Genomic DNA, 22,624 nt, shown 5'->3' on the forward strand with positions numbered 1-22,624 from the left:
TCCCGCCAACGCACCGAAACCCTCCCGGCCAGGACCCGGACGACCACCAGGACGCCGCAACTCACATCCCGCCACCCGCCACGACGTCCACATCGGCACCAGGACAAACCAGCCGAACAGCACAACCAGAAAGAAGCCCCCGACCACCCCACGACCCCGCCGCACGGGTTAAAACTCAAGCTAGGGCCTGTTTCATAAGAACTGGCCGGACTCCGCCTCGGCTCGACCGCCCTCATGAAACAGGCCCCGGAGGCGGCCCGGCGTACCGGATCGGAAACGGTTGGCCGGTAGTCTGCGCCTTTCGGCGTGCCGTGACCGGCGACGCGGGTCGCGGCCGATCGGTGCGTGCGGGCACGGGCCGCGGCTAGGCGACGGGAGCGGGCAGATGGGCAGTCCTCCGATGATCGACGGGGCGTTCGCCAGATGGTTGGCCTCCCGGGCCGGTCAGGCGCTGCTCGACCTTCGTACGGAGTTGGGTTTCGCGGACACGGGGGCGCTGAAGTCGGCCGGGGACAAGGTGTCGCACGACCTGATCCGCACGGAGTTGGCGCGGTGGCGGCCGGGGGACGCGGTGCTCTCCGAGGAGGACGAGGGCTCCCGGTTGGCCTGGGCGGCCGAGGTGAACGCCGGCGCCGTGTCCCGGTTGACGGCGGACCGCGTGTGGATCATCGATCCGTTGGACGGCACCCGGGAGTTCTCCGAGGAGGGCCGCTCGGACTGGGCGGTGCACATCGCGCTCTGGGCGCGGAGCGCGCCGAGTCCGCACGGGCTGGTCGCCGGGGCGGTGGGGCTGCCGGCGCAGCACCGGGTGCTGGGCACCGACTATCCGCCGGCGTACCCGCCGATGACTGTGGAGGCGGCGACGGCCGGTGAGCGGAAGATCCGTCTGGCGGCCAGCCGGAGCCGCCCGCCGGTGTTCCTCACCGACCTGGCCGAGGATGTCGGCGCGCACCTGGTGCCGATGGGTTCGGCCGGTGCGAAGATCGCCGCGGTGGTGACCGGCGAGGTGGACGCGTACATCCATGCGGGTGGGCAGTACGAGTGGGACTCGGCGGCCCCGGTCGCTGTGGCGACGGCCACCGGACTACACGCTTCCCGGATCGACGGTTCTGCGCTTCGATACAACGAGGCGGATCCGCGCCTGCCGGACCTGCTGGTCTGTCGCAAGGATCTCGCCAACCGGTTGCTTGCAGCGCTGCAGAGGCATTCCGGGTAGCCTGAGCACGCTTCTTGACATGTCCGACCGGAAAGGTCTGGAAATCGGATGAGCGAGCGAGTGTCATGACCTCCCCCGCGGCCTACCGGGTCTCCCACCTGGACGCCCTCGAAGCCGAGAGCATCTTCGTGATGCGCGAGGTTGTCGCCGAGATGGAACGCCCGGTGCTGCTCTTCTCCGGCGGCAAGGACTCGATCGTCATGCTGCGGTTGGCGCAGAAGGCGTTCGCTCCGGCCAACATCCCCTTTCCGGTGATGCACGTCGACACCGGGCACAACTTCCCCGAGGTGCTCGAATACCGCGACCAGCGGGTCGCCGAGTTGGGGTTGCAGCTGGTGGTGGCGAGCGTGCCGGAGGCCCTGGCCAAAGGGCTGGTTCGCGAGTCCGGTGACGGGATGCGCAACCGGATCCAGACGCCGGTGCTGCTGGACGCGGTGGAGAAGCACCGCTTCGACGCGCTGTTCGGTGGCGCCCGCCGCGACGAGGAGAAGGCGCGGGCCAAGGAGCGGGTGTTCAGCTTCCGCGACGAGTTCGGCCAGTGGGATCCGAAGAACCAGCGCCCGGAGCTGTGGTCGCTCTACAACGGCCGGCACCACCCGGGTGAGTCGATCCGGGTCTTCCCGCTGTCCAACTGGACCGAGCTGGACGTGTGGCACTACATCGCCCGCGAGCGCATCCCACTGCCGTCGATCTACTACGCGCACGAGCGCGAAGTGATCGAGCGCGACGGGATGGTCTACGCGGTCAACGAGTTCTTCCGTCCCCGCGCGGGTGAGGAACGGTTCAAGGCGCAGGTGCGCTACCGCACCGTCGGCGACGCCTCCTGCACTGCGGCGGTCCGCTCGGACGCGGACACCGTGGAGAAGGTCATCGAGGAGGTGGCGGCCACGCGGATCACCGAGCGGGGCGCGACCCGTGGTGACGACCGGGTCAGCGAGGCCGCCATGGAGGACCGCAAGCGTGAGGGGTACTTCTGATGACCACCGAGATCGTGGCCTCGGCCGCCGCCGGCACCGAGGCCACCGGTGAGGCGCGGCCGATGGACCTGCTGCGGTTCGCAACCGCCGGCAGCGTTGACGACGGCAAGTCGACCCTGATCGGTCGGCTGCTCTACGACACCAAGTCGCTCTTCACCGACCAGTTGGCGGCGGTGGAGGCGGTCAGCGCGGCCCGTGGCGACGAGTACACCAACCTGGCGCTGCTCACCGACGGTCTGCGCGCCGAGCGGGAGCAGGGCATCACCATCGACGTGGCGTACCGGTACTTCGCCACGCCCCGGCGCAAGTTCATCATCGCGGACACCCCAGGGCACATCCAGTACACCCGCAACATGGTCACCGGCGCCTCCACCGCCGACCTGGCGCTGATCCTGGTGGACGCGCGCAAGGGCCTGGTGGAGCAGTCCCGCCGGCACGCGTTCCTCTGCTCGCTGCTGCGGGTGCCGCACCTCGTCCTGTGTGTCAACAAGATGGACCTGGTCGACTGGTCGCAGGAGGTCTACGAGCGGATCGCCGACGAGTTCACCGCGTTCGCCGCGAAGCTCGACGTTCCGGACCTGACCGTGGTGCCGATCTCCGCGCTGCGCGGCGACAACATCGTGTCCCGCTCGGAGAACATGCAGTGGTACGAGGGTCCGTCGCTGCTGCACCACCTGGAGCGGGTGCACATTGCCAGCGATCGCAACCTGGTCGACGTCCGGTTCCCGGTGCAGTACGTGATCCGCCCCCAGTCCACGACTGTCACCGACTACCGCGGCTATGCCGGTCAGGTCGCCTCCGGTGTGCTCAAGCCGGGGGACGAGGTGATGGTGCTGCCGTCCGGCTTCACCAGCCGGATCGCCGCCGTGGAGACCGCCGACGGGCCGGTCGCGGAGGCGTTCCCGCCGATGTCGGTGACGGTACGGCTGGCCGACGAGATCGACATTTCCCGGGGTGACCTGATCTGCCGGCCGAACAACGCGCCCGCTGTCGCGCAGGACATCGAGGCGATGGTCTGCTGGATGGACGAGACCCAGCCGCTGCGGGTCGGCGCCCGGTACGCCATCAAGCACACCACCCGGTCGGCTCGCGCGATCGTGCGCGGCCTGCACTACCGGCTGGACATCAACTCGCTGCACCGCGACGAGTCGGCTGACGAGTTGCGGCTCAACGAGATCGGCCGGGTACGGCTGCGCACCACGGTGCCGCTGCTCGCGGACGAGTACCGGCGCAACCGCACGACAGGCGGCTTCGTCATCATCGACGAGACCACCAACCGCACGGTGGGCGCCGCCATGATCGTCGAGGCCAGCTAACCCGCCCCGCCCGCCCCGCCCGCCGCATCGGCGAATGATCAAGAGGTTTGCGTCAGAATCCGGGCTCGAACTGACGCAAACCTCTTGATCAACCCGAGTGGGGGTGGGGGTCAGTGCAGGCGCGTTGCGCCGGGGGCTGGGAGGACCGGAACCGTGGTGGGGGCGGTGAAGCCTCGTTCGGCGTACGCGGCCGTGACGGCTGCCGCCACCGCCTCGACCCGATCGGTCTCGACCAGGGCCAGGACGCAGCCGCCGAACCCACCGCCGGTCATCCGGGCACCCAGCGCGCCGGCCGACAGCGCCGCCTCGACGGCCGTGTCGATCTCCGGCACGGTGATCTCGAAGTCGTCGCGCATGGAGACGTGCGAGGCGGTGAGCAGCGGGCCGATGTCCCGGACCCGGCCGGCGCGCAGCAGCGCCACCGTGTCCAGCACACGCTGGTCCTCGGTGACCACGTGCCGGACCCGTCGTCGGGTCTCCTCGTCGTCGAGACGGGCCAACGCGCTGTCGAGCTGGTCGACTGTGACGTCGCGCAGTGCGGCCACGCCGAGCGCCTTGGCGCCCGCCTCGCAGGATCGGCGGCGGGCGGCGTACTCCCCGTCGGCGTGCCGGTGCGGTGCGCGGCTGTCGATGACCAGCACGGCCAGCCCGGCGGCGTCCAGGTCGAACGGAATCTGCTCGACGGACTCGTCGCGACAGTCGAGGAAGAGCGCGTACCCGGCGCGGCAGCGGATCACCGCGGACTGGTCCATGATGCCGGTCGGCGCACCCACGTAGACGTTCTCCGCCCGCTGCGCCAGCCGCGGCTGCCGCTCGGGGGCCAGGTCCAGCCCACCGAGGTCGAGCAGGGCGGCGAGTACTGCCGACTCCAGCGCCGCCGACGACGAGAGCCCGGAGCCCAGCGGCACGTCGGAGGCGATCGCCAGCCGGGCGCCGGGCACCACATGGCCGGCTTCGCGCAGCGCCCAGACCACCCCGGCCACGTACGCGCCCCAGCCGGTCACCCGGCCGGGCTCGGCCACGTCGTCCGCGCCGAAGCTGATCGTCTCGTCGGAGAGCTCGGACCAGACCGTCCAGCGTTCGTCGTCCTGCCGGTCGGCGGCGACGACGGTACGCATCGGCAGCGCGAACGGCAGCACGAACCCGTCGTTGTAGTCGGTGTGTTCACCGATCAGGTTGACCCGACCGGGTGCGGCCCAGCGGCCGGTGGCCTGACCGCCGTACTGGTCGGTGAAGCCGGCGGCGGCCCGCTCGGCGACGTCACCGCTCGGCGCGCTCATGATGTCTCCCCTGTTCGCGACTGCGGGGCTCGCGAGCCCGGCTCACTCCTCGCGCTCATGACTGCTCCAGGACGTGCGTGCGGTAGAACGCCCAGGCGTCGCCGACCATGTCGTGCAGGGTGGGCTTCTGCGGCACCCAACCCAGCTCGTCGCGGGCCAGCGCGGACGAGGCGACCAGCTCGGCGGGGTCGCCCTCGCGGCGCGGCGCCACCTCGACGGGCAGTTGGTGCCCGGTGACCTCGCGGACCACGTCGACCACCTGCCGGTTGGTGAAGCCGTTGCCGTTGCCGAGGTTGTAGATGCGGTGCTGGCCCCCGGTGGCGGCGTCCAGCGCCAGCAGGTGGGCGCGGGCCAGGTCGGCGACGTGGATGTAGTCGCGCACGCAGGTGCCGTCCACAGTGGGGTAGTCGTCGCCGAAGAGCTGGAGCTTCTCCCGCCGCCCGGCGGCGACCTCCAGGGCGATCGGGATGAGGTGCGTCTCCGGGTCGTGCCGCTCACCGAGCGCGACGTCCCCGGCGAGGTGCGCGCCGGCGACGTTGAAGTAGCGCAGCGAGACGGCGGCCAGCCCGTGCGCGATGGCCTCGGAGGTGAGCGCCAGGTCGACGGCGAGCTTGGTGGCGCCGTACGTGTTGGTGGGCGCCTTGACCGCGGTCTCTGTGATCGGCAACTCAGTGGGGTTGCCATAGACGGCGGCGGTGGAGGAGAAGACCAGCCGGGGCACCCCGGCGGCGCGCACGGCGTTGATCAGGGCGAGCGAACCGACCGTGTTGGTCTGCCAGTACAGCTCCGGCTTCACCATCGACTCGCCGGCGGCGATGAGGGCGGCGAAGTGCAGCACCCCGTCGAAGCCGGCGTCGGGGGTGAGCACCTGGGCGGCGTCGTGGATGGACGCCTCGACGTGGGTCGCGTCCGGGGCGAGCGCCTCGCGGTGACCGGTGCGCAGGTCGTCCAGGACGACCACCTGGTGGCCCGCGTCGAGCAGCATCCGGGTCACCACGCTGCCGATGAACCCGGCGCCTCCGGTGACGAGCAGTTTCACGTCGTTGCCTCCTGCCTGGCCCGCCGGGACGTGGCCCTTGGTGATCACCCTACGGCGGCGGATGGGACCGGAGCCGATCACGCCGCCAACCCATTCCATCATAATCTCTCATGTTTAAACAGAGCCGCACATCCCCTCGACTCCGCGCGATTCCCGGTACGGCGGGCGCCCGGTGTCTACCATCTCTGTCATGCGGGAAGCGGCCCGTTCCGGGCTCCGGCGACGCGTGCGGGGGAGGCCCCGCCGCGATCCCGGCCCGCTCGCCCGAGCCGTCGCCCGGGTGCTGGTCCGTACCGCCGACGGCGCCAGCCGCCTCGTCACCGACCTGCTCGGGGCCGGTCCGGCGGCGGGTCGAGAACGCATCTCCGAGGCCGAGTTACGGGATCTGGTCGCGGTGAACACCGTGCTCGATCCGGACGAGCGGCGGATCATCGACGAGGTGTTGGTGGCCGGGGCGAGTCTCGTGCGCGAGGTGATGATGCCCCGGACCGAGGTGGTCTTCCTGCCGGCCCGGCTGACCATCGCGGAGGCCGCCCGACTGGTGCGGGCCGAGCCGCACAGCCGCTACCCGGTGACCGACGGCACCCACGACGACGTGGTCGGGTTCGTGCACCTGCGGGACGTGCTGCTGCGTCCGGACTCCGACCCGTGTGGCACCGTCGGCGAGCTGACCCGCGAGGTCAAGCAGGTGCCCGGCAGCAAACGGGTCCTGGCCGCGCTGACCGAGATGCGCCGGGAGGGCCACCACCTGGCGGTGGTGATCGACGAGTACGGCGGGACCGCCGGGATCGTCACCCTGGAGGATCTGATCGAGGAACTCGTCGGGGAGATCCACGACGGGTACGACGCGCCCCCCGACCCGACGCACGCCGGCCTGCCTGCGGTGGTCGACGGCCGGCTCAACCTCGCCGACTTCGCCGAGCGGACCGGCGTGACGCTGCCCGTCGGGCCGTACGAGACGGTCGGGGGGTACGTGATGGCCGTGCTGGGCCGGCTGCCACTGCCCGGGGACGAGGTGCCGGTACCCGCCGAACCGCCCGACGACGGCGGCCCCGATCCGGCGGACCCGGCGGACGGTTGGCTGCTTCGCGTGCTGGCCCTGGACGGCCGTCGGGTCGCCCGGCTGGCCGTGTCGGCGCTCCGCGTGCCGGAGCAGCGGCGCGCGGGCGTGCCACGCGAGGTCAGCGCCCCGACACCGGCCGGCGGTGGCCGACGCGCCGGCCCGTCATGACGGCCCGGCCCGCTTGCTGACAGAATTATCGCCATGCCCGACGTTTCCGAGCGACCCCGCGTCTTCTCCGGCATCCAGCCGACGGCCGACTCGTTCCACCTCGGCAACTACCTGGGAGCCGTGCGGCACTGGGTGGCCCTGCAGGACACCCACGACGCGTTCTACTGCGTGGTGGACCTGCACGCCATCACCGCGGGTCACGATCCGGCGCTGCTGCGCCAGCGGACCAGGGTCGCGGCCGCCCAGCTCTACGCGGTCGGTCTCGACCCGGAGCGCAGCACCCTCTTCGTGCAGTCGCAGGTGCCCGAGCATCCGCAGCTGGCCTGGGTGCTCGGCTGCATCACCGGCTTCGGCGAGGCGAGCCGGATGACCCAGTTCAAGGACAAGTCGCAGAAGCAGGGCAACGAGCGGGCCAGCGTCGGGCTCTTCACCTATCCGGTCCTGCAGGCCGCCGACATCCTGCTCTACCAGGCCAACGCGGTGCCGGTCGGCGAGGACCAGCGCCAGCACCTGGAGCTCTCCCGCGACCTGGCCCAGCGGTTCAACTCGCTGTTCGGCGCGACGTTCACGGTGCCCGCGCCGCACATCGTCAAGGACACCGCGAAGATCACCGACCTGCAGGATCCGACGGCCAAGATGTCCAAGTCGTCGTCCTCGCCCGCCGGCATCATCGACCTACTGGACGATCCGGCCCGGTCGGCGAAGAAGATCCGCTCCGCGGTGACCGACACCGGTCGGGAGATCGTCTTCGACGCCGAGACCAAGCCGGGCGTGTCCAACCTGCTGACCATCTACTCGGCGCTCAGCGGGCGGGGCATCGACGAGCTGGTGGCAGCGTTCGCCGGCCGCGGCTACGGAGACCTCAAGAAGGAGCTGGCCGAGGTCGTGACGGAGTTCGTCCGCCCGATCCAGGAGCGCACACGCACCTACCTCGACGACCCGGCGCAGCTGGACAAGCTGCTCGCCGCCGGCGCGGAGAAGGCCCGGTCGGTGGCCGGCGCGACCCTGCGGTCCGCGTACGAGCGGGTCGGCTTCTTCCCGCCGGTGCGCGGCGAATAGCGCTGCGGGACAGGTGGGCGGGTCGGTGGCCGACGTGGCGGCGCGCAGCGTGGATCGCAGTGACGGGGTGCCGCCGTCCGGCGACACCGTCCAGATCGGCATCGCGGTGGACATCCCGGAGCCGTGGGGGGCCCAGCTCACCCGGCGACGGGTCGAGGCGGGCGATCCGCTCGCGGTGCCGGCGCACGTGACGCTGCTCGGCCCGACCGAGATCCCGACTGCCGTCCTGCCGGGCGTCGAGCGGCACCTCGCCGCCGTGGCCGCCGCGCATCTGCCGTTCACGCTGCACCTGCGGGGCACCGGCACGTTCCGGCCGGTGACGCAGGTGGTGTTCGTCGCGGTGGCCGCCGGGATCAGCGAATGCGAACTGCTGGCCGCCGCCATCGCGGCCGCGCCGGGCCTGCACCGCCAGACCCGTTTCCCGTACCATCCGCACGTCACCGTGGCGCAGGACGTCGCTCCGGAGGCGTTGGACAGGGTGTACGAGGATCTGGCCGACTTCTCCGCGATGTTCGAGGTCGACGGGTTCACCCTCTTCTCGCACAGCGGGCAGACCCGGTGGCAACCCCGTCGGGACTTCCGCCTCGGCGACTGACGGTCGGCGACCCGCCGGGCGGCGAGCACTCCTGCGCCGGTTGCCACGGTGGCGGTGAAAGATCGGCGAGGATGATCGCGTGAACGTGATCGGCCGGATCGAGGCGGGCATCGACCGCTGGGTGAGTGCCGCGCGCCGCCGGTCGAACCTGTTCGACCACGTGTGGCGTGCCGGGGCGCTCTACGCCGAGGTGTTGGCCGGACGGCTCGCCGCGGCGATCGCCTACTACGGCTTCTTCGCCGTCTTCGCGCTGGCGCTGGTCGCGTACTCCATCTTCGGCGCGATCCTGGAGGACAACGACGAGGTCTCCGCGGCGGCGGCCGGGTTCCTGAAGGAGAACCTGCCGTTCCTGGACGCGCAGCAGATCGCCAACTCCAGCGGCACGGTCGGCGTGGTCGGCCTGGTCATCCTGGTCTTCACCGGGATCGGCTGGGTGGAGGCGATCCGCTCCTCCCAACGGCTCATGTACGCGCTCAACCAGCAGCCCGGCAATCTCGTGGTTCGGCGACTGGTCGACCTGGGGGTGATGATCGGCGTCTTCGTGCTGCTCGGCCTCTCGGTGGCGGCGGTGGACGCGCTGGAGTCGCTGCTGCGCTTCCTGTTGCGCAGCACTGGGTCGGTGGGCCTGACCACTGTCAGCGCGGTGCTCAGCGTGCTTGTCAACGCGGTGCTCGCCACCGCGCTGCTGCTCGCGGTGCCCCGGCTGCGGATGAGCCGGTCCCGGCTGCGCCCGGTGGTGCTGCTGGTGGCGGTCGGCATCACGCTGCTCAACACGGTCGGGCGGTACTACGTGGTGCGTACCGAGCGCAACCCGGCGTACACGGTGGTGGCCGGCGCCGTCGGTCTGCTGCTCTACCTCTACCTGCTGAACCAACTGGTTCTGTTCGGGGCGGCGCTGCTCGCGACCAGTACGAGCGGGCGTGTGGTGGATCTGGCGGAGGGCGCCCGGCCGGTGGATATCGACGAGGACACCGATCCCGGCGCGCCGGGCGGTGCGGGCTGATGGCGGAGGTGCCGGACGTGCTGATAACCGTCGACGCGGACTCGCCGGTGCCCCCGTACGAGCAGGTGCGGTTGCAGCTCGCCGAGTTGATCGGCGACGGGCGGTTGCCGGTGGGCAGCCGTCTGCCCACCGTCCGGCAGCTCGCCGCCGACCTGCGGCTGGCCGCGAACACCGTGGCCCGGGCGTACCGGGAGCTGGAGGGGGCGGGGTTGCTGGAGACCCGGGGGCGCAACGGCACGTTCGTGGCGCCTGGTCGCGACGACGCCGTCGACCGGCTGCACCGGGCGGCGGCGGGCTACGCGGCCGAGGCGGCTCGGCTGGGCGTCCCGCCCGCCACCGCGCTCGCCCTGGTCCGGGCCGCTCTGGATGCCGCCCGACCCGGCTGACCGGTTCCTGATCGACCGCCGGACGGGCGGTAACTGAACAGAACGGCACCCATGCTCGCGTTCGCGGACCATGATGAGCCGGTGGGCGCACTCATGACACTGGACCTGCCGGCCGACTCGCCGATGCTCGGCCTGCCGTGGATCATCACCTTCGGGCCGTTGGGCGACCTCGACGAGTGGGAGCCGGTGGTCTGCGGGCCGTACGAGCGACCGCACGCGTTGGCGTTGGCCGAGGCGGTGGTGGCCGAGGAGCAGTTGATGGCAGTGGTCGAGCCGCTACTGCCGGCGCTTTCGGCGGACGAGATCCGCAGCGAGATCGCCGCCGCGCAGGTCGCCGCCGAGGACGAGGCCCGTCAGGTGGAGGGGGCCGACCTGTACGGCGACTTCGAGGACGTGATCGACGAGGAGTTGGACGCCGCGGCGGACGAGGCGGGCCACGGCGAACCCGTCGAGCCGCCGAACGAGGCGGAGGTCCGCGCCGGCTTCACCCGGATCGCGGCCCTGCTGACCGCGAAGTGACGCGGCGCGTCAGAGCGGGGAAGTGACGGCGGCGGGTCAGCGCGTCGGCGGGCGGTCCAGCACGCAGAACTCGTTGCCCTCGGGGTCGGCGAGCACTGTGAACCCCTCGTTCCCGGTCTGGCCGACGTCGACGTGTCGCGCGCCGAGGCCCACCAGCCGACGTACCTCGGCCTGCGGGTCGGTGTCCGCGACCAGGTCGAGGTGGACGCGGTTCTTGCCCTGCTTGGCGGTGCCGGAGCCCTGCAACCAGATGGTGGGCGCGGCGGCGGACGGCGGCCCCGGCGGCAGGAGCTTGGCGCTACCGTCGTCGCCCTGCCGCACCTCGTAGCCGAGTGCCGCCGACCAGAACGCGACCATCACGTCCAGGTCCTCGACATCGATCGTGTACTGCGCCATCCGTACCACCATGGGGGTCACCTCCGTCGCGACGGTGTCCCTGGCGGTACCCGCGGCGGCGACGAGGCACACCACCCGCCCGCACACGAACACCGGCGCCGCGCGGAGCGGACTCCGCGTGACGCCGGTGCACCTCACCCCCCACCACAAGGGGCCGGTAGCCCAGCCGCCCGTTGGCGCGGGGCACGACGGACGACCAGGTCGAGAACGGCTTACCCGCTCAGCGCCGTTCCAACCAGGCGGCCGCGTCGACGGGCAGCAGATGGCCGGCGCCCTGCCGGGTGAGCGTCGCGCTGGCGACGATCGGCTCGCCGTACCCGTCGATCTCCACCGGCGCGCCGCTGAGGTTGACCACGCAGGTCAGCACGGTTGCGCCGGCGGTGCGGGAGAAGGCCAGCACGCCCGGTCCACTCTCCAGCCAGCTGACCGGGCCGGCGCCGAGGGCCAACGCCGGGTGTTCGTGACGGATGCGCAGGGCGGCTCGGTACAGCTCCAGCGTCGAGCCGGGAGTGCCGGCCTGCGCGGTGACCGACAGGGCACGCCAGGTCGCCGGGGCGGGCAGCCAGCTCAGCTCGCTGCTGGCCGGCCCGAAGCCGTACGGCGCCAGCTCGCCGCTCCACGGGATGGGCACCCGGCAGCCGTCGCGGCTCTCGCCGGTCCGTAGGAACGCCGGGTCCTGGCGCAGCTCGTCGGGGAGGTCGAGGACCTCGGGCAGCCCCAACTCCTCGCCCTGGTAGAGGTAGGCGCAGCCGGGAAGGGCGAGCATGAGCAGGCTGGCGGCGCGGGCGCGGCGCAGCCCTTCCGGGCCGTCGCCGTAACGGGTGACGTGTCGCTGCTTGTCGTGGTTGGACAGCACCCAGGTGGTGGGCGCGCCGACCACCGTCGCCTCGGCCAGCGCAGTGTCGATCACCTTGCGGAACGAGTCGGCGGACCAGGTGGCGTCGAGGAAGTCGAAGCTGAACGCCTGGTGCAGCTCGTCCGGGCCGATGTAGCGGGCCAGGCGCTGCGGGGTCTCGGCCCATGCCTCGGCGACTGCCATCCGAGCACCCGGGTAGCTGTCCAGGATGGGCCGCCACGCGCGGTAGATCTCGTGTACCTCGTCCTGGTCGAAGTAGGGCAGGCGGGCCTTGCCGAGCAGGTCGACCTGGCGCTGCCCGGTCGTCATCGTGCTGAAGCCGACGTCCGGCAGCCCTTCGGCCTTGATCATGCCGTGGGCCACGTCGACGCGGAAGCCGTCCACGCCCCGGTCCAGCCAGAACCGCAGTACGTCTTCGAACTCCGCGCGGACCTGCGGGTTGCGCCAGTTGAGGTCCGGCTGGGCCGGGTCGAACAGGTGCAGGTACCACTGGCCGTCGGGGATCCGGGTCCAGGCCGGGCCGCCGAAGATGCTCTCCCAGTCGTTGGGGGGCAGCTCGCCGTGCGTACCCCGGCCGTCGGCGAAGAGGTAGCGGGCCCGCTCGGGCGAACCGGGACCGGCGGTGAGGGCTTCGGTGAACCAGCGGTGCGCGCTGGAGGTGTGATTGGGGACCAGGTCGACGATGATCCGCAGGCCGAGGGCATGCGCGTCGGTGATCATCGCGTCGAAGTCGGCGAGAGTGCCGAACAGGGGGTCGACGTCGCGGTAGTCGGCGACGTCGTACCCGCCGTCGACCATCGGGGAGGTGTAGAACGGGGTCAGCCAGAGCGCGTCCACGCCGAGGTCCCGCAGGTACGGCAGACGCTCCCGGATGCCGGCGAGATCCCCGACGCCGTCACCGTCGCTGTCGGCGAAGCTGCGCACGTAGACCTGGTAGACGACCGCCGAGCGCCACCAGTCGTCGGCGCGGGGCGGGGTGGTGGCGCTGACGGTCATTGGTGATGTTTCCCCGTCTGTCTCGTGCTCGGGCGCGGCTGTCTGAGCAATATGCCGTCCGCCCCTGCAAGAGTCAAGCAGATCTTGCGTAAGGAAACCGCACGGCGGCGGGGGCCACCGCGGTGGAACCTCGCGCGACCAGCTCGGGGCGGAACAGGTACTCCGAGTGCGGGGCGCCATGCCCGTTGATCTCGTCCACCAGGGCCCGGACCGCGGCCACCGCCATCGCGGTGACCGGCTGCCGCACGGTGGTCAGCGGCGGGTCGGTGAAGGCCATGAGCGGAGAGTCGTCGTAGCCGACCACGGAGACGTCGCCGGGAACGGTCAGACCGCGGTGCCGGGCCGCCCGCACCGCGCCGAGCGCCATCAGGTCGGAGCCGCAGACCAGGCCGGTGACGCCCCGGTCGAGCAGCCGACCGGCCGCCGCCTCGCCACCCTCCACACCGAACAGCGTCAGTTCGGCCAGCGGGCCGAGGTCGGCCTCGGCGACGCCGGCGAGTCGGGTCATCGCCGCCCGCCAGCCGGCCACCTTTCGCTGCACCGGCACGAACCGGTCCGGACCGGTGATCAGGCCGATCCGTCGGTGCCCGAGCGCGACGAGGTGAGCCACGGCCAGGTCGGCGGCCTCCCGGTCGTCGCAGGAGACGAAGGGGGCGCCGATGCCGGGGACGTACCCGTTGATCATCACGACCGGCAACGGTCGGGCGATGAGCGCCCGGTAGCGGTCGTGGTTGGCGGCGGTGTCGGCGTGCAGGCCGGAGACGAAGACGATCCCGGAGACCTGCCGGTCGAGCAGCATCTCCACGTATTCGTCCTCGGTCACGCCGCCGGCGGTCTGGGTGCAGAGCACCGGGGTGAACCCGCTCTGCGCCAGCGTCGACTCGATGACCTGCGCGAACGCGGGGAAGATCGGGTTGTCCAACTCGGGCACCACCAGGCCGACCAGGCCGGCGCTGCGCTTTCGCAGCCGGGCCGGCCGCTCGTAGCCGAGGACGTCGAGGGCGGTGAGGACGGCCTGTCGGGTCTCCGGGGCCACGCCGGGGCGGTCGTTGAGCACCCGCGACACCGTGGCCTCGCTGACTTCGGCCTGCTGGGCGATGTCGGACAGTCGAGCGCGCATGGCGGCACTTTAGCCCACCGGCAAGTTCTTGCGGGGTGCTCTGCAAGCCCTTCCATTATCTGCAACGTCTTGCTAACGTCCCCGCAACATACGCGAGTAGCGCGCAGAATCGCTGCGTCGATTGGCAAAAACTTTCAGCTTTCCCACTGGTGGACCGTCCTTCCCCCGGCGGATCCGCCATGACGACAGGAGTACCGATGCGCATCCGTACCGCGGGTGTGGTCGCCCTCTTCGCCCTGGCGCTCGCCGCCTCCGGCTGTGGTGGCGACAGCGACGAGCCGGCCGCGAAGGAGTCCCCCAAGGCCGCCGGCGGCAAGCTGGTGATCTGGGCGGACGACAAGCGCACCGCCGCCCTCAAGCCGTTCGCCGAGAAGTTCGGCCAGGAGAACGGCGTCACCGTCGAGGTCCAGGCCGTCAGCAAGGAGCTGCAGACCAACTTCGTCACCGCCTCGCAGCAGGGCAGTGGCCCCGACGTGGTGGTCGGCGCGCACGACTGGATCGGCAACCTGGTGCAGAACGGGGCCATCGACCCCGTGCAGCTCGCCGCCGAGCAGAAGAACGCGTTCAACGCGACAGCCATCAAGGCTGTCACCTTCAACGGCCAGCTCTACGGGGTGCCGTACGCGCAGGAGAACCTGGCGCTGATCCGCAACACCGAGCTGGCCCCCGAAGCGCCGAAGACCATTGAGGACCTGGTCGCCACGGGTAAGCAGCTCAAGGCGTCGAAGAAGGTCACCGAGACGCTCTGCCTCCAGGTCGGCCAGAACGGCGACGCGTACCACATCTATCCGCTCTACACCTCGGCCGGCGGCTACCTCTTCGGTGCCGGGGCCAACGGTGACTACGACCCGAAGGACCTGGGCGTGGGCAAGCCCGCGTCGATCGAGGCGTTCAAGAAGATCGGCGCGCTGGGCGAGAAGGGCGAGGGCGTGCTCAAGCGCTCCATCGCGGACACCAACTCGATCGCCACCTTCACCGGCAAGAAGTGCGCGTACCTGGTCTCCGGGCCGTGGGCGGTCGCCGACGTCAAGAAGGCCAACATCACGTACGACATCTCCGCGATCCCCGGCTTCGCCGGCGGCAAGGAGGCCCAGCCGTTCGTGGGTGTGCAGGCGTTCTACGTAGCCGCCAAGGGCAAGAACAAGGCGCTGGCCCAGGAGTTCGTCGCCAACTACACGACCACCCCCGACCTGGCCGTCGCGCTCTACAACGCCGAGCCCCGGCCGCCGGCGCTGACCGCCGCGCTCGACCAGGTCAAGGGCAGCGACCCGGACCTGGCCAAGTTCCAGGAGGCCGGCAAGAACGGCCAGGTGCTCCCGGCGATCCCGGCGATGGCCGCCATCTGGGACCCGTTCGGCAAGGCCGAGGCCGCCGTCATCGGCGGGGCCGACCCGACCAGCACCATCACCGCCGCCGGCAAGACCATCTCCGGCCAGATCAAGTAATGAGTACGCCGCAGTCCGGCCCGGGGTCTGCCACGCAGGCCCCGGGCCGGGGGCCCGTCGGCTCCCGCTCCCCGCGCTCGCGTGACCACGCCCCGATCGCCCTGACCGGCCTCGCCGGCAAGGTGATCCTGCTCGGCCTCACCGCCGGCATCGCCCTCTGGGCGGCATTCCCGCTCGTCGACGGAGAGATGTGGGCCGGCCTGGCCCTGCTGGCGGCGACCACCGCCGGGCTGTTCTACCTCTACCTCACCCGGCGGCACATCCCGGCCAAGTACCTGGTCCCGGGAACCCTGTTCCTCATCGCCTTCCAGGTCCTCCCGGTGCTCTACACGGCGAGCACCGCCTTCACCAACTTCGGTGACGGGCACCGGGGCGGCAAGGACGAGGCGATCGTCGCGATCCAGACCTCGTCGGTCACCCAGGTGCCCGGATCCGCCCAGTACACCCTGTCGATCGCCACCAAGGGCGACCCGGCCACCGCCCCACTGGTCTTCCTCATCACCGACCCCACCAGCGGGGCGGTCTCCGCCGGTGACGCGGGCGGGCTGCGCCAACTCGACGCCGACGACGTCACAGTCAACGCGGGCGGCAAGGTCACCGCCGCCGACGGCTACACCGTGCTGAACGTCGGCCAGGCCAGCGCCCGCAGCAAGGAGATCACCGACCTGGTCGTCCCGACCGCCGGTGGCGCGCTGCGGTCCAGCGGCCTGACCAGGGCGTACGAGGGCAAGGCGGTGCGGGCGTACGACGCCGGCTGCGACTGCGTCCGGGACGCCGCGACCGGGCAGACCTGGACCGCTGACGGAGAGGTGGGCGCCTTCGTCGCCGCCGACGGCGAGCGGCTGGCCCAGGGCTGGAAGGTGAACGTCGGGCTGCGCAACTTCACCCGCGTGCTCACCGACCAGAACATCTCCGGCCCGTTCCTGAGCACCCTGATCTGGAACTTCGCATTCGCCATCGGCTCCACCGGCGGCACGTTCCTGCTCGGCATGCTGATCGCGCTCGTGCTGCACTCGCCCCGGATGCGTGGCACAAACCTCTACCGGGTGCTGCTGGTCCTGCCGTACGCCATGCCGTCGTTCGCGATGCTGCTGGCCTGGCGGGACATGTTCAACGCCGACTTCGGGCTGATCAACAACCTGTTCGGCTGGGACGTGGACTGGTTCGGCCAGCCGTGGACGGCCCGCTTCGCGGTCATCCTCGTCCAGCTGTGGCTCGGCTACCCGTACATGTTCCTGGTGGCCACCGGCGCGCTGCAGGCCATCCCGCGGGAGCTGACCGAGGCCACCTCCGTCGACGGGGCCTCGCACTGGCAGTCCTTCCGCGCGGTCACCCTGCCGCTGCTGCTGATCGCGCTGTCCCCGCTGCTGATCTCGTCGTTCGCGTTCAACTTCAACAACTTCAACGCGATCTACCTGACCACCGAGGGTGCGCCCTTCCCGGCCGACAACCCGACCAACGGCGCCACCGACCTGCTCATCACGTACACCTACCGGCTGGCCTTCGGCGGGCAGGGCGCGCAGCTCGGCTTCGCCGCAGCGATCTCGCTGTTCATCTTCGCCATCGTCGCCGTCGTCTCGGCGGTCAGCTTCCGGCGGACCCGCCAGCAGGAGGAGGTGTACTCGTGACCACCCTCACCGCGCGTACCGGCGACACGGCCGGCCGACCTGCCCCGAACCGGACCACCGGTGGTCGACGGCGCAACCGCTGGTTCGCCCAGGTCGGCTGGCGGCACCTGGTCGCCGTGCTCGCCGTGCTGTTCAGCCTCTTCCCGATCGTGTTCGTGGTGTCCGCCGCGCTCAACCCGCTGGGCACGCTCTCCACAAGCGAGCTGGTGCCCACCGACGGGGTGTCGCTCGGCAACGTCACCGGACTGTTCGAGCGGACCGCCTTCGAACGGTGGTTCCTCAACTCGCTGTTGATCGCCGGGGTGGCCTCGTTCGCGTCGGTGTTCCTCTCGGCGCTGGCCGCGTACGCCTTCTCCCGGATGCGCTTCCGGGGGCGGCGGGTGGGCCTGCTGTCGCTGCTGCTGATCCAGATGTTCCCGCAGTTCCTGGCGATCGTGGCGATCTACCTGATCTTCGGAACGATCACCGACCTGTGGCCGTCGATAGGCTTCAACACCCCGTGGGGGTTGCTGCTGCTCTACCTGGGTGGCGCGCTCGGCGTGAACACCTGGCTGATGAAGGGCTTCTTCGACACCCTGCCCCGGGAGCTGGACGAGTCGGCGACCGTGGACGGGGCGTCGCACGCACAGGTCTTCTTCCGGATCATGCTGCCGCTGGTGGCGCCGATCCTGGCGGTGGCCGGGCTGCTGGCGTTCATCGGCACCATCAACGAGTTCCTGATGGCCAACGTGTTCCTCACCAGCAGCGACTCGAAGACCCTCGCGGTCGGCATGTACGGCCTGTTGCAGGGCAACGAGCGCAACAACAACTTCGGCATCTTCGCGGCCGGCACCCTGCTCACCGCGATCCCGACCGTGCTGGTCTTCCAGCTCCTGCAGCGCTACATCGTCTCCGGCCTGACCGCCGGAGCGGTCAAGGGATGACAAGCGGGTTCGACGCGCCGACCTGCCGACCCCCTACTACGAACTGTCGTTGATGGGGGAGGATGGGCGGCGTGGAAGCACTGCGACTCATCCTCCTCTATGTCCATCTGATCGGCTTCGCCCTGCTGCTCGGCGGCTCGATCGCTCAGTACGTCAGCGGCAGGCTGCGGATCAATTCCGCAATGCTCTGGGGCGCTGTGATCCAGTTGCTGACCGGGCTCGGTCTCTCCGCCCCGCTGCGCGGTGGCGGTGACGACGAGCCGAACCCGGCGAAACTTGTGACGAAGTTGGTGATCGCGCTGCTGATCTTCGTCATGGTCTTCTTCTCCCGGAAGCGGGACGTGGTCAACCGCGGCCACTTCCTCGCAATCGTCGGCCTGACCCTGGTCAACGCGGCGGTGGCGGTCTTTTGGCGGTAGCGTCCGAGGAGGGGTCGACCCCCGAAACCGGACGTTAGTGACGCCTGGGCGCTCGGTTAGCAGCACGAAGAGTGATGTGCCCCACGCAAGGGTTACACCCGGGTAACAGGCGCTCAACAGTCGTGCACGATTGTCGGCCGGTGGGTGGGCGCGGGCGTACGCTCCCGTCCGTAACGTGGGACAGCCGGCGGCACACCCGCAGGTCGGCTGATGGGCTGCCACCGCACAAGGCGCGGTGTGCAATGGGAAGGAGACGTCTTGCGCTCGGTGCGTGGGATGCGGATCGCTTCGATCTTCGCGGTGGGTGGGCTCGTGCTGAGCGCCGCCGCCGCTTGTGGCGAGGCCCCCGATGATGACAAGAACGCCGGCAGCGGCGCCAAGAAATACAGCGCCTGCATGGTGACCGACGTTGGCGGCATCGACGACAAGTCGTTCAACGCCTCGGCCTGGAAGGGCCTGCAGGAGGCCAAGGCCGCCAACGACAATATCGACATCAAGTACGTGGCGTCGAAGGCCGAGGCGGACTACGAGCCGAACCTGACGCAGTTCGTCAACCAGAAGTGCGACTTCATCCTTGCCGTCGGTGGCCTGATGTCCACCGCGACCTCGAAGATCGCCAAGGCCAACCCGAACCAGCAGTTCGGCATCGTCGACTCCAACCCGGGTGACGCCAACGTCTACCCGATGCAGTTCGACACCGCCCAGGCCGCGTTCCAGGCCGGCTACCTGGCCGCCGGGATGACCAAGAGCGGCAAGGTGGGCACGTACGGCGCGATTCCGATCCCGCCGGTGACCATCTTCATGGACGGGTTCGTCGACGGCGTCGCGTACTTCAACAAGACCAAGAACAAGAACGTCCAGGCGCTCGGCTGGAACAAGGAGACCCAGAAGGGCTCCTTCACCAACGACTTCGCCAAGCAGGACGAGGGCAAGAAGGTCTCCGACACGCTGGTCGCCCAGGGTGCGGACATCGTCATGCCGGTCGCCGGCGGCTCCGGCCTCGGCACCACCGCCGCGGCCAAGGCCTCCGGTGGCAAGTACAGCACCATCTGGGTGGACGTCGACGGCTGCGAGAGCACGCCGGACTGCGCCGCGATCCTGACCACCGTGGTCAAGAACATCCCGGACGCCGTCAAGGAGGCCGTGCTCAAGGCCGCCGGTGGCGAGAAGCTCCAGGCCAAGCCCGGCTTCGTCGGCACCCTGGCCAACAACGGCGTCTCCATCGCCCCGTACCACGACTTCGACAGCAAGGTTCCGGCCGAGCTGAAGACCGAGGTCGACAAGATCAAGGCGGACATCGCCGCCGGCACCATCACCGTCACCTCGAAGGCCCAGCCGACCAAGTGACAACCGGCCGGCTCCTCCGGTGAGATCATCGCAGGGGCGGCGGGGGACAGGTACGACCGATCCGGCCGCTCCGGCTCGCGGGTGACCCACCCGTGGGGCCGGAGCGGCCGATCGCGCGCCACGGTGACCGGCCCGGTCCGGCCCGGTCGACCGGCAGCTACGCTGCACCATCGCTCGCACTCCAGGAGGTTGCGCTGAGACTCGAACTGCGCGGCATCACCAAGCGGTTCGGTGATCTGGTCGCCAACGACCACATCGACCTGACGGTGGAGCCTGGAGAGATTCACGCCCTGCTCGGCGAGAACGGCGCGGGCAAGTCGACCCTGATGAACGTGCTCTACGGGCTCTACCAGCCCGACGAGGGCGAGATCCTGGTCGACGGCACGCCGCTGAAGCTGAAGGGCCCGTCCGATGCCATCGGGGCCGGGATCGGCATGGTGCACCAGCACTTCATGCTGGTGCCGGTCTTCACCGTGGCCGAGAACATCATGCTCGGCGCCGAGCAGGTCCGGGGCGGGATCGCCGGCTTCCTGGACCGGCGGCGGGCCCGGCGCGAGGTCACCGAGGTGTCCGAGCGCTACAACCTGCGTGTCGACCCGGACGCGGTGATCGAGGACCTTCCGGTAGGCATCCAGCAGCGTGTCGAGATCGTCAAGGCCCTCACCCGCGACGTCGACCTGCTCATCCTGGACGAGCCGACCGCGGTGCTCACCCCGCAGGAGACCGAGGAACTGCTGACGGTCATGCGGTCGCTGAAGGCGGCCGGCAAGTCGATCGTGTTCATCACCCACAAGCTCGGCGAGGTCAAGGCGATCGCCGACCGGATCACAGTCATCCGGCGCGGAAAGACCGTCGGCACGGCCTCGCCGGAGGCCAGCCGGGACGAGCTGGCCGCCCTGATGGTCGGCCGCAACGTCCGGCTCGACGTGGACAAGGCGCCGGCCACCCCGGGCGAGCCGGTGCTGGAGGTCGCGGGACTGGTCGTCGACGACGACCGGCAGATCCGCGCCGTCGACGGGCTGGACCTGACCGTGCGCGCGGGCGAGGTGCTCGGCGTGGCGGGTGTGCAGGGCAACGGTCAGACGGAACTGATCGAGGCGATCATGGGCCTGCGCCCGGTGCTCGCCGGCACGGTCAGCCTGAGCGGCGACCGGATCGACGGCTGGACGACGAAGAAGGTGCTCCGCGCCGGCGTCGGCTACGTCCCCGAGGACCGCAGCGTGGACGGCCTCGTCAAGGAGTTCAGCGTCGCCGAGAACCTCGTGTTGGACATCTACGACCGGGCGCCGTTCGGAGCCGGGCTCGCCCTCAAGCCGGACGCGATCGCGGCGTCGGCCAGGGAGCGGATCGAGCAGTTCGACGTCCGCACCTCCTCGGCCGACGCGGCCGTGGGCACCCTGTCCGGCGGCAACCAGCAGAAGGTGATCGTGGCTCGGGAGCTGTCCCGGCCGCTGAAGCTCTTCATCGCCGCCCAGCCGACCCGCGGTGTGGACGTCGGGTCGATCGAGTTCATCCACAGCCAGATCATTCACGAGCGGGACATCGGCACCGCCGTCATGGTGGTCTCCAGCGAACTCGACGAGGTGGTCGGGCTGGCCGACCGGATCGCGGTGATGTACCGCGGACGGATCATCGGCATCGTCGGCCCGGACACCCCACGTGAGGAGATCGGTCTGCTGATGGCCGGCATCGACCCGGACACGGCCGCCGGGGCCGACGCGACCCCCGCCGCCGACGAGCCCGGCGCGGAGGCCGGAGCCGGCGCGACCCCCGCTGCCGGCGAACCCGGCGTGGACGACGGGAGCCGGGCGAGCGACGCAGGCTCCGCGAGCGAGGACGAGGCATGAGCGACAGCAATCCGCAGTCGGGTTCCCCGGACAAGGAGCCGGCAAGCGAGGCGCAGGCGGCGCAGAACGCGCTCGGCAACACCGAGCGGGCCGGCACGACCACCGTGCCGAAGGCCCCCGAGTCGCAGCCGAAGCCTTCCCTGGGCCGGCTCTTCCTGGACAATCTCTGGGCGGCCAACACGTTCACGGTGACCCTGCTGTCGCTGGTGCTTGCGGTCGTCGTCGGCGCGGTACTGATGATCATTTCTGATCCGGACGTACTGCACACCTACTCGTACATCACCGCCCGACCGTCGGACGCCTTCACCGCCAGCTGGACGCTTGTGAGCGAGGCGTACGCCAACCTGTTCAAGGGCTCGGTCTTCGACCCGCAGGCCTTCAGCGGCTGGGTGAACGGGGCCAACGGCTGGCAGGCGGTGCTCGCGCCCATCTCCGAGACGCTGACGTACACCGCGCCGCTCGCCTTCACTGGCCTGGCGGTGGCACTGGCCTTCCGCGGCGGCCTGTTCAACATCGGCGCCCAGGGTCAGGCCACCGTCGGCGTGATCCTGGCCGCGCTCGCCGGCTTCCTGCTCCCGCTGCCCCCCGGCCTGCACCTGCTGGTCGCGGTGCTGGCCGGCGCGTTGGGCGGGGCGGTCTGGGGCTTCATCCCGGGCATCCTCAAGGCGCGTACCGGCGCCCACGAGGTGATCATCACGATCATGCTCAACTACATCGCCACGTACTTCCTCACGTGGTTGATCGTGCAGAAGGGGGTGCAGGACCCGGGTCGCCCCGACGCGATCAGCAAGTCGGTGGACTCCTCTGCAGAACTGCCCCGCCTGCTCGGCGACAACCTGCGGGTGCACGCCGGCATCCTGCTCGCGGTGTTGGCCACGTGGGCGGTTGCCTGGCTGCTGAACCGGTCCACGCTTGGCTTCGAGCTGCGCGCGGTCGGGGCCAACCCGGACGCCGCCCGCACGGCAGGCATCAGCGTCACCCGGACCTTCGTCCTGATCATGGTGTTCTCCGGGATCCTGTCCGGCC

General features: G+C 70.4%; 21 protein-coding genes. 16 read left to right on the top strand and 5 right to left on the bottom strand.

Annotated elements, in window-relative coordinates:
* Positions 1-385 precede the first annotated feature (385 nt).
* From AB0K10_RS00005 to AB0K10_RS00015, 3 genes are all read left to right on the top strand, one after another.
* The gene (locus AB0K10_RS00005) at positions 386-1,216 is read left to right on the top strand and encodes an inositol monophosphatase family protein (protein WP_363678302.1); all 831 of its coding nucleotides are present in this window, start codon (positions 386-388) and stop codon (positions 1,214-1,216) included.
* Between the two features lie 65 nt (positions 1,217-1,281).
* On the top strand, positions 1,282-2,193 hold the full coding sequence (gene cysD / locus AB0K10_RS00010) for a sulfate adenylyltransferase subunit CysD (protein WP_363678304.1): 912 nt from the start codon (positions 1,282-1,284) through the stop codon (positions 2,191-2,193).
* Positions 2,193-3,509, top strand: a complete 1,317-nt coding sequence (locus AB0K10_RS00015) for a GTP-binding protein (RefSeq protein WP_363678306.1) — start codon at positions 2,193-2,195, stop codon at positions 3,507-3,509. The genes cysD and AB0K10_RS00015 overlap by 1 nt, the downstream gene beginning before the upstream one ends.
* Positions 3,510-3,619: 110 nt before the next feature.
* On the opposite strand, the gene galK is transcribed toward AB0K10_RS00015, so the two are convergent.
* Positions 3,620-4,789, bottom strand: coding sequence for a galactokinase (galK, locus tag AB0K10_RS00020; RefSeq protein WP_363678308.1), 1,170 nt, complete (start codon positions 4,787-4,789; stop codon positions 3,620-3,622).
* 55 nt (positions 4,790-4,844) lie between these two features.
* Positions 4,845-5,828 carry a UDP-glucose 4-epimerase GalE gene (galE, locus tag AB0K10_RS00025; RefSeq protein ID WP_363678310.1) on the bottom strand — a complete coding sequence of 328 codons (984 nt, stop codon included), beginning with the start codon at positions 5,826-5,828 and terminating at the stop codon, positions 4,845-4,847.
* 190 nt (positions 5,829-6,018) lie between these two features.
* On the opposite strand from galE, the gene AB0K10_RS00030 reads away from it, so the two are divergent.
* The 6 genes from AB0K10_RS00030 to AB0K10_RS00055 all read left to right on the top strand — a co-directional run bounded on the left by AB0K10_RS00030 (position 6,019) and on the right by AB0K10_RS00055 (position 10,621).
* Positions 6,019-7,059, top strand: coding sequence for a hemolysin family protein (locus AB0K10_RS00030; protein WP_363678312.1), 1,041 nt, complete (start codon positions 6,019-6,021; stop codon positions 7,057-7,059).
* Positions 7,060-7,092: 33 nt separating this feature from the next.
* A complete protein-coding gene (gene trpS, locus AB0K10_RS00035) occupies positions 7,093-8,118 on the top strand; it encodes a tryptophan--tRNA ligase (protein ID WP_363678314.1) in 1,026 nt (341 codons plus the stop codon).
* Between the two features lie 25 nt (positions 8,119-8,143).
* Entirely contained in the window at positions 8,144-8,713 is a 570-nt protein-coding gene (locus AB0K10_RS00040; RefSeq protein WP_363678316.1) for a 2'-5' RNA ligase family protein, read from the top strand.
* A gap of 79 nt (positions 8,714-8,792) precedes the next feature.
* A complete protein-coding gene (locus tag AB0K10_RS00045) occupies positions 8,793-9,716 on the top strand; it encodes a YhjD/YihY/BrkB family envelope integrity protein (RefSeq protein WP_363678318.1) in 924 nt (307 codons plus the stop codon).
* A complete protein-coding gene (locus AB0K10_RS00050; RefSeq protein ID WP_363678320.1) occupies positions 9,716-10,102 on the top strand; it encodes a GntR family transcriptional regulator in 387 nt (128 codons plus the stop codon). Before AB0K10_RS00045 ends, AB0K10_RS00050 begins: the two co-directional genes overlap by 1 nt.
* A gap of 81 nt (positions 10,103-10,183) precedes the next feature.
* Positions 10,184-10,621 carry a hypothetical protein gene (locus AB0K10_RS00055; RefSeq protein ID WP_039907332.1) on the top strand — a complete coding sequence of 146 codons (438 nt, stop codon included), beginning with the start codon at positions 10,184-10,186 and terminating at the stop codon, positions 10,619-10,621.
* Positions 10,622-10,657: 36 nt separating this feature from the next.
* Here AB0K10_RS00055 and AB0K10_RS00060 read toward each other — a convergent pair whose 3' ends face one another.
* The 3 genes from AB0K10_RS00060 to AB0K10_RS00070 all read right to left on the bottom strand — a co-directional run bounded on the left by AB0K10_RS00060 (position 10,658) and on the right by AB0K10_RS00070 (position 13,989).
* Positions 10,658-11,029, bottom strand: a complete 372-nt coding sequence (locus tag AB0K10_RS00060; protein WP_363678322.1) for a VOC family protein — start codon at positions 11,027-11,029, stop codon at positions 10,658-10,660.
* A gap of 208 nt (positions 11,030-11,237) precedes the next feature.
* Positions 11,238-12,869 carry a glycoside hydrolase family 13 protein gene (locus tag AB0K10_RS00065; protein ID WP_363678324.1) on the bottom strand — a complete coding sequence of 544 codons (1,632 nt, stop codon included), beginning with the start codon at positions 12,867-12,869 and terminating at the stop codon, positions 11,238-11,240.
* Positions 12,870-12,942: 73 nt separating this feature from the next.
* Complete coding sequence (locus AB0K10_RS00070) at positions 12,943-13,989, bottom strand: LacI family DNA-binding transcriptional regulator (protein ID WP_363678326.1); 1,047 nt, start codon at positions 13,987-13,989, stop codon at positions 12,943-12,945.
* Between the two features lie 197 nt (positions 13,990-14,186).
* Here AB0K10_RS00070 and AB0K10_RS00075 point away from each other — a divergent pair, with 197 nt between their 5' ends.
* The 7 genes from AB0K10_RS00075 to AB0K10_RS00105 all read left to right on the top strand — a co-directional run.
* Entirely contained in the window at positions 14,187-15,434 is a 1,248-nt protein-coding gene (locus tag AB0K10_RS00075) for a maltose ABC transporter substrate-binding protein (protein WP_363678328.1), read from the top strand.
* Positions 15,434-17,062, top strand: coding sequence for an ABC transporter permease subunit (locus AB0K10_RS00080; RefSeq protein ID WP_363678329.1), 1,629 nt, complete (start codon positions 15,434-15,436; stop codon positions 17,060-17,062). Before AB0K10_RS00075 ends, AB0K10_RS00080 begins: the two co-directional genes overlap by 1 nt.
* Positions 17,063-17,169: 107 nt before the next feature.
* Positions 17,170-17,985: an ABC transporter permease subunit gene (locus AB0K10_RS00085; protein WP_363679524.1), complete on the top strand. Its 816-nt coding sequence runs from the start codon at positions 17,170-17,172 to the stop codon at positions 17,983-17,985.
* Between the two features lie 71 nt (positions 17,986-18,056).
* Entirely contained in the window at positions 18,057-18,404 is a 348-nt protein-coding gene (locus AB0K10_RS00090; RefSeq protein ID WP_363678334.1) for a hypothetical protein, read from the top strand.
* 276 nt (positions 18,405-18,680) lie between these two features.
* Complete coding sequence (locus tag AB0K10_RS00095; protein WP_363679526.1) at positions 18,681-19,751, top strand: BMP family ABC transporter substrate-binding protein; 1,071 nt, start codon at positions 18,681-18,683, stop codon at positions 19,749-19,751.
* Positions 19,752-19,843: 92 nt separating this feature from the next.
* Positions 19,844-21,598 (top strand): ABC transporter ATP-binding protein, encoded by a 1,755-nt coding sequence (locus AB0K10_RS00100; RefSeq protein WP_363678336.1) that lies wholly within the window; start codon positions 19,844-19,846, stop codon positions 21,596-21,598.
* Positions 21,595-22,624, top strand: a 1,030-nt coding sequence (locus AB0K10_RS00105) for an ABC transporter permease (RefSeq protein WP_363678338.1), incomplete at its 3' end; no start/stop codon positions are given. The genes AB0K10_RS00100 and AB0K10_RS00105, both read left to right, overlap by 4 nt.

Origin of the sequence: Micromonospora sp. NPDC049274, from assembly GCF_040678875.1 — a bacterium.
In the GTDB taxonomy this organism is placed as follows: domain Bacteria; phylum Actinomycetota; class Actinomycetes; order Mycobacteriales; family Micromonosporaceae; genus Micromonospora.

What these genes read in the sequence shown, in the direction of transcription:
- cysD (WP_363678304.1), top strand. Translation starts at nt 1,282, where the DNA reads ATGACCTCCCCCGCGGCCTACCGGGTCTCCCACCTGGACGCCCTCGAA.
- AB0K10_RS00005 (WP_363678302.1), top strand. Translation starts at nt 386, where the DNA reads ATGGGCAGTCCTCCGATGATCGACGGGGCGTTCGCCAGATGGTTGGCC.
- AB0K10_RS00050 (WP_363678320.1), top strand. Translation starts at nt 9,716, where the DNA reads ATGGCGGAGGTGCCGGACGTGCTGATAACCGTCGACGCGGACTCGCCG.
- AB0K10_RS00080 (WP_363678329.1), top strand. Translation starts at nt 15,434, where the DNA reads ATGAGTACGCCGCAGTCCGGCCCGGGGTCTGCCACGCAGGCCCCGGGC.
- trpS (WP_363678314.1), top strand. Translation starts at nt 7,093, where the DNA reads ATGCCCGACGTTTCCGAGCGACCCCGCGTCTTCTCCGGCATCCAGCCG.
- AB0K10_RS00065 (WP_363678324.1), bottom strand. Translation starts at nt 12,869, where the DNA reads ATGACCGTCAGCGCCACCACCCCGCCCCGCGCCGACGACTGGTGGCGC.
- AB0K10_RS00060 (WP_363678322.1), bottom strand. Translation starts at nt 11,029, where the DNA reads ATGGTGGTACGGATGGCGCAGTACACGATCGATGTCGAGGACCTGGAC.
- AB0K10_RS00030 (WP_363678312.1), top strand. Translation starts at nt 6,019, where the DNA reads ATGCGGGAAGCGGCCCGTTCCGGGCTCCGGCGACGCGTGCGGGGGAGG.
- AB0K10_RS00095 (WP_363679526.1), top strand. Translation starts at nt 18,681, where the DNA reads ATGCGGATCGCTTCGATCTTCGCGGTGGGTGGGCTCGTGCTGAGCGCC.
- AB0K10_RS00015 (WP_363678306.1), top strand. Translation starts at nt 2,193, where the DNA reads ATGACCACCGAGATCGTGGCCTCGGCCGCCGCCGGCACCGAGGCCACC.
- galK (WP_363678308.1), bottom strand. Translation starts at nt 4,789, where the DNA reads ATGAGCGCGCCGAGCGGTGACGTCGCCGAGCGGGCCGCCGCCGGCTTC.
- AB0K10_RS00075 (WP_363678328.1), top strand. Translation starts at nt 14,187, where the DNA reads ATGCGCATCCGTACCGCGGGTGTGGTCGCCCTCTTCGCCCTGGCGCTC.
- AB0K10_RS00070 (WP_363678326.1), bottom strand. Translation starts at nt 13,989, where the DNA reads ATGCGCGCTCGACTGTCCGACATCGCCCAGCAGGCCGAAGTCAGCGAG.